The organism is Prosthecobacter sp. (assembly GCF_044227185.1).
Taxonomy (GTDB): domain Bacteria; phylum Verrucomicrobiota; class Verrucomicrobiia; order Verrucomicrobiales; family Verrucomicrobiaceae; genus Prosthecobacter.
This window is the reverse complement of record NZ_JBGAFO010000012.1, coordinates 103,830-115,108: the sequence shown is the minus strand read 5'-3', so window position 1 is coordinate 115,108 and position 11,279 is coordinate 103,830. Positions and strand designations below refer to the sequence as shown.

The following is an 11,279-nucleotide window of genomic DNA, read 5'->3' as shown; positions in this document are numbered from 1 at the left end:
CGCCTTTCGATGTACTTTCCCCATGCTCACCCGCCTGGAAGAGATTCGCCATGAAATCACTGGCGAACATCTCAGCCTGATCGAATTCGCCCGCAAGCTCCGCCACGATGCCACCGACCCCGAAGCCCTCCTGTGGGCTTGTCTGCGGAGCCGCCGCGTGAACAAACGCAAGTTCCGCCGCCAGCACCCGATACCTCCCTACGTCCTCGATTTCTACTGCGCCGATTTGAAGCTGGCGATCGAACTGGACGGCGGACAGCACAACACCGCAGGGGGAAAGCAGCATGACAAAGCAAGAGATGCGTTTCTCCGATCTCAAGGCATCGAAACACTGCGATTCACTAATGCCGACATGATGCAGCACACCGACAGTGTCATGAACGTAATTTGGAATCGAACAAAAAATAAAGCCCGGTAGCTACCTGCTCCGCGGCTGAAGAGGTTGAATTTCTTCCACCATGCCGGCCCTGTTCATTCCAAATCGAGTCTCACAATCTTCTGCGCTTTGACCGTATAAGACGCGCTCAAATCGTAAGAATAGCCGCGACCGCCCTGGAACTCTTTGACGGTAACAATCGGCGGAGATCCCCCTGAGGCACCTCCCCTCCCATGCGCGCTTTCTTCAGCCTTGATCAGGGCATACTTGCCGGTCGCTGAAAATCGGAGGACATCCTTGATCCTCCATTTCGCCTCGATGCGCTCGACATAGATCAGCAGGCCGATTTCCGAGGGCGTCGCTTCCGTGGGTGGCCGCGCCGTCAAAAGCACCAGCGCCGCGTCTTCCACACTCCAAACCATCTCACATGAGTTCACCGAGTCGGCAATCCGCACGGGCCGTGTTTTCCCCTCTCCCGCAGTTCGGGAATGCTGAAAAGCTTCTGAAACTCTCCCGGCGATTTGTCCGGATGGAAAGCCTTGGCGTCGGTCCTGAACTCTTCCAGCGAGCGATAGGCTGTTTCGCGTGACAGTTCATCGGCACGCAGCACGAACGCATGCGTACCCAGCAAAAACAGCATCATCAATCGCATGTTCATTGAAGTCGTTGGACGGTCTTTCATGGCTCCTTAAAGCTCCCCGTCCTCAAAAACCGATGCACCGCGCGAAAAACCGCCGGCTGCAAAATGATGGTGGCGTGGTTTGTCGGCAGCAGCACGAAGTCTGCCTCTCCCTCTCCATGCGAGCTGGCGATGGTGACGACACCATCCGACTCTTCTCCTATGAAACGGCGGAAAACTGGCAGCGTGTCCTTGTTTCCCATGATGACCCCGGTCTCCGGCGGGAGCGGTCCGAGGGTATTGGGCGTGCTGTTCGCATCTGTGCCCAGCTCTGCGGAGACAGGCCCCAGAAGCCAGCGTACCCAGCTCCACTGGCGCAGTTCGTCGATGATCTGGCTGCCCTGATTTGGCGGGGCCAGCAGCACGGCACGCCCCAGCGGAAACTTCGGGTCCCGCTGCGCCGCCCAGGCTCGGAACACGATGCCACCGAGCGAATGTGTGACGAAGTGCACCTGCGTTCCTTCCTCAATTTCCAGCTTCTCCAGCGCCGGATTGATGTGCTTCTGCACCGCATCCGCTATCGAGCTTCGGTGGGACGGATACCCGATGCTCTTCACCCGGTAGCCGCAATACTTCAGCCACAACCCCACCATCCACATGCTGCGCCGTGACCGGCCAAGTCCGTGAATGAGGACGACGGTGGGGGTGGGTGAAGCTGATTGGTCGCTCTTCATGGCATTCGGCTGCGAAGTTCATTCCACCATGCCTCAGGATCACACCGAGGATCAGCAACTCCGATGATGACAATGCCGCGAGGTTCGGGAACGTAAAACAAGGCCAGTTTGCGCCGCCTGATCATAAGACGACGAACTGGAAACCTCCAACTGGGCGCCATCCGAGGAAACTGAATGAGCAATACGGAGGCTGTTTCGACCTGAGTCAGCAACTCCATCCCCTTGCCTTCCTGACCATCCTCAGCCTCAGCATAGAAACGCTGCAAGTCGGCCTCGGCGGCCCACGTCCAGACGACCTCGCGTTTCATGCACGAGAGGCCAGAATTCGAGCTTTGACATCGCTCCAGGCAGATACCCGGTCCGGGTGCTGCTGATATTCCTGCCACCGTTGTTCAACGAATTCAGCCAAGGCAGGATTGTCGTCAGGAGTGTCGTCCATCACATCTTTCCAAAGCTCTGCCATCAGAGTCATTTTATCCTCATCGGGCAGTTGCGCGAGTCCAGGAAAGCGTTCGGCGATCATGACCGAATGTTATGGCGTCGAGTCCGGCACGTCAACTCAGGACGGATCGAATGAACTGGAGCCCGCCCGGCTGCGGTGCCGCCGGGTTGCCATATCCAAGAGTCTTAGTGATTGAACAGGAACGCCGGGGAATTGATCAGCGCCCAGGCAAGATCCTGCGCGGCCGTGAGCCGCTTGTTGCCAAGCTGCTTCTGGCTCAGGTCGGCGTCGCGGCGGAGCTGGACGAGCTTGGGATCAAGCGCGATGGGCTTCTGGCTGTCGCTGTAGGAGGCTTCAAGCGCAACGAGCTGGGGATCGACCGGCAGAGGACGGCGGGCATTGGCCAGCACTTTCTGCTGGGTCTGGAACTCCTTGAACTGGTTGAGGAAGTGCTGGGCCAGCAGCGCCTTCTGCTCCGGTTTACGGGCGGCGGCGGGAGTCTTGAGGGCGGCAATCACTGTGGCGGGAGCACCAAAGCGCACGGTGGGGCTGGTGGTGACCCAGAGGCGGAAGCGGCCGGGGTTGTACTTGCCGTTCTGGAAGTTGGAGGTCATCACGATGGTGAACTGGGAACCGCCTTCGTTGGACACCGGCTTGGCGAATTCAAAGGTGGCCTCGTGGCGGAAGCCGCCCTGCGGGCTGACAGCCCAGCCGCGGTCGCGATTGCCTTTTTTGAGGGCTTCGATGACGGAGAACTTATCCTGCTCGAAGTCAGCCTTCGGATTCTTCAGCAACTGTTCCTCGCCACCACGCTTGCTGCGCTTGGCGTCGATGGGGTCCGTGCGCACGGTGATTTCGCCCAGCACAAAGTTGCCGTCGGGAGCGAGGCCCGGCCCGTTGCTGGGCAGACGCTCGTCCGGGAGCATTTCCAGCTTGATGGCGGTGATGTTGCTCAGTGTCGTCTTGCCGATGAGCACGTAGGAGCCCGTGGATTCACGGCCCGCGGGCATGGCGGTGGCAAACAGGCTGCCGTCCGGCTGAAGCTCGAGTTTTTCCACACCGCCCGCACGCTGCACCTTGATGTTGTCAAAGGGCTGCCACTCGGTGGTGAGGTCGAGGTAGTTTTCCCAGGCAGGCTGGTTCGCGGCAGCCGTGTCCTTCACCGTTTTTGACCTGGCTTCAGCAGCCGTGACGGCAGCTTTGCGTGCGGCCTCCTTCTTGGCAACCTCGGGAGCGATTTTCGCTTTGTAAGCCTCCAGTTCCTTCCTGGCCGCGTCGATGGCAGCCAGACGTTCCTGCTCCGCTTTTGCAATGAGCGGCTTCTGCTCCGCTTCCTTGACCTGAAGCGTGGCTGCAAGCTGCTTGTTCTGCGGATCAAGCTCCTGCATGGATGCCAGCGCCGCATTGATTTCTTTCTCGGTCGCGTGGCTGTTGAGGACGCGGAGGAAGATGGCATCGACGAGCTGGCGATCGTCCTTGATCTCGTTCGTCAGCTTGGCGATGGCGTTGTTCGGGTCGCTGATGGCATCGCCCACGGTCGGGCCGCTCATCAAGGCCATCACGGGGCCAAGGTTCACCTCATTGCTGCGCTCGCACTCGCACACAGACTCACGCGCGGGCTTGCCGAAGTTCGCCAGGAAGCCGTCCTGCAGCTTGATCTGGCCGTCAGCGAGGGCGGCGGCGCGGGTGCCCTTGGGCACGCCGGGGATGTTGGGCATGCTGCCGGTGACGGCAAAGACGGAATCAAACAGCACCTCGGCCGGCAGGCGGCGCGCCTTGGCATGGCTGTAGTTCGTCTTGTCGTCTTCGTTCCACTTGTTGGTGCCGAGGCTCAGATTGTAGGTGCGGCTGTTGGCGATGATCTTCATCAGGTGGCGCACATTGAAGCCGCTCTGGATGAACTCGTTCGTCAGATACTGCAGCAGCTCGGGATTGCTCGGCGGATTGCCGGCGCGGATGTCATCCAGCGGCTCGATGACGCCGGTGCCCGTGAGGTAGCCCCAGATGCGGTTGGCATAGCTCATGGCGAAGTAGTCGTTCTGCGGGCTGGTCATCCAGGTGGCGAACTGCTCACGGCGGGTGTTCGCGGTCTTGCTCACGAGCTCGGTTTCATACGGCACGCGGGGGGCCACAGGCTTGTTGGTGCGCAGATGCAGCACGTCACCGTCTTTCTTGTCGCTGACGATTTCATACAGCGGCTTGGCGCCCTCAACGGCGGTACCACCGATGGTCTGCCCCTTGGCGGCGGGGTCGCCCTTCAGATCGATCTGCGCGAAGTAGGAGGCCGTTTCATAATACTGGTCCATCGTCCAGCGCTCGAAGGGATGGTCGTGGCACTTGTTGCAGTTGAAGCGGGTGGCGAGGAAGAGGTGTGTGGTGTTTTCGCTGATCTCCTCCGCCGTGCGCACGGTCTTGAAGTAGGCGGCGGCGGGGTTCTCCTTGTTCGAGCCCGTGGCGGTGATGATGCGATAGGCAAAGCGGTCATACGGCGTGTTGTCAGCCACCTGCTGCTTGATCCAGGTACGCAGGCCCATGGCACCTTCGGCACCGAGGAATTTGGAGTTCACCTGCAGCATGTCGGCCCACTTGTTGGCCCAGTGCTCCACAAAGTCAGGGTTGCCGATGAGCTTGTCGATCAGCTCGCTGCGCTTGGTGCGGGTGTCGCGCTTGTCAGCCAGGAAGGCGGTCACTTCCTCGGGCTTCGGCGGCAGGCCGGTGAGGTCCAGATGGATGCGGCGCACGAAGTCTTCATCGCTGCACAGGCCGCTCGGCTCGATCTTCATGCGCTGCCACTTCTGCGCCACGAGTTCGTCGATCTTGTTCCACTTTTCGGGCTCCTTCCAGGCGAAGCCGGTGCGGTCACCCATCACCGTGATGGTCGTCGCTGCATAGGCTCCTTCAAAGCGGGCCAGGATGGGTGCCTCGCCGCGGCGCAGGCTGGTCATGAGCCCCTTCTTGTCCGCTTCAATCACATCGCCATTGCCGCTTTCCAGGAAGGCTTCAGCGGTGACATCCTTCACATAGCCATCCGCATAATGGGCGATGACACGGAGCTGCTGGCGGCCACCGATGCGCTCGATGACCGGGTTCTTTGGAGACAGCTCGATGCTGGCCACGCGCGGCGTTTTGAGGTCCAGCTTCGCACCCTGGCCGATCCAGGCCTTCAGAGACTCATAGTAAAGCTCTCCCGGCACGGTGAGCTGGCCGCCTTCATGCGGCACGCTGCCGCTGGCCTTCAGCAGCATCAGCGAATGCTCGGGAGAGGCCACATTCGCGCGACGGCTGGCCAGGTCATCGGTAAAGGCCAGCACGTCATAGACGGGATCATAACCACGCAGAGAGAGCTTGAAGCCCGCTTTGCCTTCCTTGGCACCGTGGCAGGTGCCCTGGTTGCAGCCCAGCTTCGACATGATGGGCATCACATCCCGCACGTAGTCGGGTTTCAGGGCCACGTTCATGCCGGCCACGGTGACAGGAATGTTCGCGGTCTTGCCCTGGAAGGAGATTTTCACATTCGTGGCGCCGTCCTTGTCCGGGCGTACCATGCCGCGTGTGTTCACGTCCACCACGTCCGCGTTTTCAGAGGTGATCTTCGCCATGCGCGTCACATCGGCGCGGGTGCCATCGCTCATGCGTGCCGTCACCAGAAGCTGGGCATATTCCGTCGGCTTGCCGATCTTGATGGTCATCGGCTCGACGTCGATGGAAACCACCGTCGGGCCTGTGTGCAGGGTTTCGACCTTGCTGCTCTTTTCCACCACGGCGCGCACGCTGTCATCCACGATCACGTCCGTGGCCGCGAGCACCTGCTCCTTCACCAGCGGCACGGAGACAAACTCCTTCGAGATCGCGCCATTCGCCGCGTCGATCAGGCGAATCTGCCCGTCCTGCCCCGCCACGGCCACGGTCTTGCCGTCCGGGCTGAAGGTCACGCTGAAGATGCCGCATGGCACCGGCGTGCTGCTGAGCTGCTTCACGCCTTTCACCACCCACTCGTCCAGTTCCGGGCCTTTGCCGTTCACCGTCTCCACGATCTTCTTCACGCCCTCGGGCATGGTGCTGTCGTAGTCACTGGCGTAGATGTTCACCATGCCGGCGCCTTCATTGGAGGAGCCCGCGGCGATGCGCTTGCCATCCGGAGCGAAATCCACGCCAAAGATACGGCCCTGCATCGCGGGGAATTTGCGGATGAGGTTCGCGTTGTCGCCGATCACGCGCTTCGTGATGCGCTCCATGCGGTAGATCGCCGGCACGCCATCTGTGCCGCCGATGAGCACTTCATTGCGCAGCGGATGCCGCGCCAGCACCTGCACACCGCCTTTCAGGGCACCAGGCGTGATGGAAGTGATGTTGTCCACAAAGCGCTGCGTGGCCACCTCGGTGAGCTTCACGCTCATGTCACGGCCACAGGAGGCCACATGCTTGCCATCCACGCCCCACACCGTGTCCAGCACCCAGTCGCTGTGGCCGCCCATGAAGAGCGTTTCCTTGCCGGTGGCCGCCTCAATCGCACGCACGGCATTGTCTCCACAGCCGAAGGCCAGGTATTTGCCATCCGGCGACCAGCTCGCGCCATACAGGGTGTCAAAGGTCAGCGACTTGGAGAGCTCCAGCTTCTTGCCCGCCACGTCCCAGATCTGGATTTCTCCCATGCGCGCCGGGCTGCCGCCCGTGACCGCGATCTTCTTGCCATCCGGCGACCAGGCCAGCTTCTGGATGCGCTCCGCCAGACCCACCAGACGCGCCACGATGCCGCTGCCATCGGCTTTGTGGACGAGAACTTCGTGGTAACCCGCGACGGCGATCATGCTGCCATCCGGCGAATACTCGATGGAGGTGATGGCCGGAGCCTTCACATACACCGGCGGGTGGGCCATGTCGTATTGTGCTTTCGCAGATGCAGGCGTGTCATCCTTCGCCCCTTCGGCGATCCAGCGCTCAATCAGAGCGATCTGCGTCTCATGCAGCGGGTCCGCCTTCTGCGGCATCTCCACCTTGCCCTTTTCGTCCGGCTTGATCAGCTTCAGCAGGTTCGACTCCGCAGGTTTTCCCGGCACCACCGCGTGACCTTCCTCGCCCCCTTTGAGCAGGGCAATGAAATCCGTCATGATGTAGTCGCCCTTCTTTTTGGCGGGCTGGTGGCAACCATTGCACTGGGCCTGAAAAATGGGGCGGATGTGCTTGTAGAAAGAGACCGGCTTGTTCGGGTCGATGCCTTCCTCCTTCTTCGGCGGTGCGGCATGCACGGCGGCGGCGAGGAAGAGCGCAGGGATGAGGAGACGTGTCTTCATGGGGTGGGCTGGGGCGTTTTTGGCAAAATTAGGGCAGCCTTGCACAACGCAGTGTCACCGGCACCTCTTGCGCACCCGCCGCCCAGGGCGGAATCGTCCATGCCCTAGAGTAGTCATCCCCATGTCACATCCGGCGGCGGCTCCGCCGGAAGGCCAGAAGGCCCAGGGAAAGCAGCAGAAAGGCCATGCGCCCAGGCTCGGGCACCACCACCAGCGCGCCATAGCTCAGGAAAAGACTGGTATCCCAGGCATAGCCGGCAGCGAGGGAGGGAAGGATGAGATCACCTCCTGAGACTGAGGCGTTGAAGCCATTGTTGATCAGCGTGCCCCAGTCGAGCACGTTAAAAACGTCTCCAAAAACCGGCGTGTAGCCCGAGGAAGTCACGCTGATGACTCCACCCGCATTGAGGGTCAGCGTACCCGTGACGCTGATCTGGTCATGATTGCCCGCGCTGCCCGTGAGCAGGCCGGCATTGGTGGTAGGCAGTGCCGCGATCCACGCAGCAAGATCGCCGCCGTAACTGCCTGCAGCGTTCCCCGTGCTGCCGGTGATGGTGAGGTCCAGGCGGGTCGCTCCTGTGGCGAGCGTCAGATTGTTGGCAAAAGTAAGCGTGCCATTTTGGTCGCCCGCTGTGCCCAGAGTGGCGGGGTCGCTGCTGCCGCCGGCGTGGATGGTGCCGGTGCCGCTCGCCGCGCCAATCCCATCGGTGATGGTAAAATTGCCGCTCACCGTGCCGCTGCCGGAGAGCGTGCCGTCATAGGAGTAGGTGCTGCCGGTGCTGTTCTGAAAGGTGGCGCCGCTGGCGACATCCACCCACGCGGAATCATTGATGGCACCTGTGATCGTGGTGGCGGTCGGAGTGGTGGCTATGGTGGTGGTGCCCAGGCGCAGCGTTCCGGCCTGCACGGTGGTCTTGCCCGTGTAGGTGTTGTTTTCATTGAGCACGAGAACGCCCGCGCCCGTCTTGTTGATCCCGCCTGCGGTGACCGTGGTCGTGGTGGTGGCGATGGTGTCCTCAAGGTTGTTGCTGACGATGTTGAGGTTCACGGTCGTGGTGCCGCCCGTGACGTCAAAAATACGCTCGGCTCCGTTAAGGTTCAGATTGGTGACACCGATCGTCGAAGTGTCCCGCGTGATGGTCGTTGTCCCGGAGGAGGTAAGCGTGCCCTTGAGGACAAATTCACTGCCCTGATTCCCCGCCGTGGAGGCGCGGTTGAAGGTGAGCGTGTTTCCCTGCAGCGTGATGCCGCCGCTGCCGACGACAAACCGGGTGATGCGGGTGGCTCCGTTGCCGCCCACCAGCAGAGCACTGGTGCCCGCACCGACAAACGTCACCGTATTCGCAGTCGTGACACCGTTGGAATTGATGGTGTAGCGGTTCCCCGTCTCAGTGAGTGTGGCTGAGTTGCTGCCGCCACCCGTCACCGTCATGGTGCCGTTGATGGTGATCAAGCCCCCGGTGCTCTGCACGGTGCCGCCGGTCTTGGTGAAGTTGTTGAAGGTTTCGGACTTGCTGTTGAAGTCCAGGTAGCCGCCCGTGGCGATGATGATGTCGGAACTTGCATCATTGAGCTGATTGTTCTGCGACCACTGCACGTAGCCACCGCTGTTGACGTAGAGATCGCCGGCCAGCGCATCGCTGCCGGCGGTCTTGTTCAAGTACAGGCGGCCGGCGTTGACGTTGGTGTCACCCGTGTAGGTGTTGGAATTCACGCCCGTGAAAACCAAATTTCCCGCCCCCGCCTTCGTGATGCCGCCGCTGCCGCTGATGACCAGATTGATGGTCGTTGCATCGCTTGAGTCACCGGTGGTGGGCGGAAGAGTGGGCGTCGGGTCGTTGAGAGTAAACGTGCGTGTGGTGGAGCCCAGGTTCAGCGTTCCCACGGAGCCCGCCACCAGGGTGCCGTCCGAGGTCTGGTAGCTGATCAAGTTGGTGCCGCTGGCCGTGAAATCACCGCCCAGATTGATGCTGGCGCCAAACTGCCCGGCCGCAGCACGGCTCATGTTGATGGTCTGTCCGCTCATGATCAGCCCGCCGGAGCCGATGTTGAACTGGCTGACGCTGACCGTGCCCACGCCACCGATCAGAACCGCGACTCCTGTGGCACCGGTCAGATCCACCGATGCCGCGCTGAGACTGGAACTGGAGCTGATCGTAATGGCGGAGGTGGTGTAGCCATTCCCGGAGACCTTGAGAGCACCGGTCAAAGTAACATTGCCACCAATGCCGGTGAGCAGACCCGTGGTAAGGCTGGTGGGACTGGCCGTGGTGGTGGTCTGCGTGTAGGAGGCCAGGGTTTCAGTCTTGGCGTTGAAATTCATCTGGCCGCCGCTGTTGGTCATGACCATCGTGTCCTGCAGCTGCTCGTTCGTGCTCAGGGTCACAGTGCCGCCCGTGATGCTGAAATTGGCCAGCTTGATGGCATTCGTTCCCGCGGTGACATTGAAAGTCAGCGTGCCCGTGCCGCTCTTCACCGTGGTGCCCGTGCCGAGCACGGTGAGTGAGTTGCTGAAGGTGAGCGTGCCCGCGGTGATGTCGAGAATGCGGTCCGCTCCCAGATCGACCTGGGTCACGCTGCCCGAAAGGGTCGCGCCGGTGGAGTCCGCCTGGATCACACTGCTCCCGCCCGTGTTCGTCAGCGTGCCCTGCAGGTTGAGACTGTCTCCCTTGCGCCCAGCGGTCGTGGTGAGGTTCAGCTGAATGGTCCGGCCGTTCAACGTAAGACCTCCGCTTCCGATGTTCACATTGGTGACCACCGTACCATTTCCTCCCACCAGCAGGCCGCTGCCTCCGGTCAGGCTCATGCTGCCAACGCTGAGCTGGCCGCCGCTGTTGATGGTGAACTGATTGCCACCAGTGATATTAAAGGCCCCGGTCACGGTGATGCTTCCGGCGTTGGTGCCCGTGTAGCCTCCGGCGCTTTGAGTGTAGGTGGCAAAGGTTTCGCTGAAGTTGTTGAAGTTCACCAGGCCGCCGGAGACAACCACGTCTGCTGCATTGGCGATCTGGTTGCTCGCGTTCCACACCACGCTGCCGCCCGCGATCGTCAGGTCGTCTGCGATGGCATCGATCCCCGCCGTCTTGTTCAGAGTCAGGGTGCCCGCATTGACCGAGGTGGTTCCCGTCACGCTGTTGGCACCGCTGCCCCCCAGTGTGAGTGCGCCCGCCCCGGCTTTCGTCATGCCCAGAGTTCCGGTGAGGGCGCTATTGATCACCGCCGTGGCGCTGTTCACGGTGATGGTGGGACTGGTGCCATCCAGCGTGATGGTGCCGCCACTGAGCGTGTAACTCCCGGCATTCGGCGTGTTGAAGGTGATCCCATTGGCCAGCACGGAACCCACGGTGACCGTGCCCGCTGTTCCCGCTCCTCCACCCGCGGTTCCACCGCCAAAGATCGCAATGTCCGTGTTTCCGCCGGGCCAGGCGCTCAGGCTGCTGCCGTCATTCCACACAGCATTGGTGCCATTCCAGCCTGTCGTTCCCTCCGTAATCACTCCGCTGACCGTGCCGTCGGTGTCATAGGTGTAGGTGGCAGCCATGGCCACGCCCAGGCTGTGCACGATGAGCGCAGGCACCAGCAGCTTTCGCAGCCGCTTGAAAATAAAATTTGGGATCATCATCAAAGAAAAGAGCTCCGCTTGGACGCTCTGGGGGGCGCGTATGTTGAAAGCGCCCGCCGCTCACGCAACCGGCGTTCTCCTTTTTCATCTAAGCCTTTCCTTTATCAGCAGGCCCGCTCGCATACGCGAAAAGTTGCCCCCACCGTGTTGGAGAGCGGTGCAGGACGGGCAGTTGCCTCCACGTGAAGTCTCCGC

The 11,279-nt window shown here is 61.3% G+C and carries 8 protein-coding genes; 1 reads left to right on the top strand and 7 read right to left on the bottom strand.

What is annotated here, in order from left to right; genetic code table 11:
* Positions 1-22 precede the first annotated feature (22 nt).
* A complete protein-coding gene (locus tag ACILSQ_RS24890; protein WP_395746387.1) occupies positions 23-418 on the top strand; it encodes an endonuclease domain-containing protein in 396 nt (131 codons plus the stop codon).
* A gap of 53 nt (positions 419-471) precedes the next feature.
* On the opposite strand, the gene ACILSQ_RS24885 is transcribed toward ACILSQ_RS24890, so the two are convergent.
* The 7 genes from ACILSQ_RS24885 to ACILSQ_RS24855 all read right to left on the bottom strand — a co-directional run bounded on the left by ACILSQ_RS24885 (position 472) and on the right by ACILSQ_RS24855 (position 11,081).
* On the bottom strand, positions 472-831 hold the full coding sequence (locus ACILSQ_RS24885) for a hypothetical protein (protein ID WP_395746386.1): 360 nt from the start codon (positions 829-831) through the stop codon (positions 472-474).
* A complete protein-coding gene (locus ACILSQ_RS24880; protein ID WP_395746385.1) occupies positions 810-1,058 on the bottom strand; it encodes a hypothetical protein in 249 nt (82 codons plus the stop codon). The genes ACILSQ_RS24885 and ACILSQ_RS24880 overlap by 22 nt, the downstream gene beginning before the upstream one ends.
* Entirely contained in the window at positions 1,055-1,729 is a 675-nt protein-coding gene (locus tag ACILSQ_RS24875) for an esterase/lipase family protein (protein ID WP_395746384.1), read from the bottom strand. Before ACILSQ_RS24875 ends, ACILSQ_RS24880 begins: the two co-directional genes overlap by 4 nt.
* Entirely contained in the window at positions 1,726-2,037 is a 312-nt protein-coding gene (locus tag ACILSQ_RS24870; protein WP_395746383.1) for a hypothetical protein, read from the bottom strand. The genes ACILSQ_RS24875 and ACILSQ_RS24870 overlap by 4 nt, the downstream gene beginning before the upstream one ends.
* On the bottom strand, positions 2,034-2,252 hold the full coding sequence (locus tag ACILSQ_RS24865) for an addiction module protein (RefSeq protein WP_395746382.1): 219 nt from the start codon (positions 2,250-2,252) through the stop codon (positions 2,034-2,036). Before ACILSQ_RS24865 ends, ACILSQ_RS24870 begins: the two co-directional genes overlap by 4 nt.
* 104 nt (positions 2,253-2,356) lie before the next feature.
* A complete protein-coding gene (locus ACILSQ_RS24860) occupies positions 2,357-7,462 on the bottom strand; it encodes a DUF1549 domain-containing protein (protein WP_395746381.1) in 5,106 nt (1,701 codons plus the stop codon).
* 124 nt (positions 7,463-7,586) lie between these two features.
* Positions 7,587-11,081, bottom strand: coding sequence for a beta strand repeat-containing protein (locus ACILSQ_RS24855; protein WP_395746380.1), 3,495 nt, complete (start codon positions 11,079-11,081; stop codon positions 7,587-7,589).
* Positions 11,082-11,279: the final 198 nt, after the last annotated feature.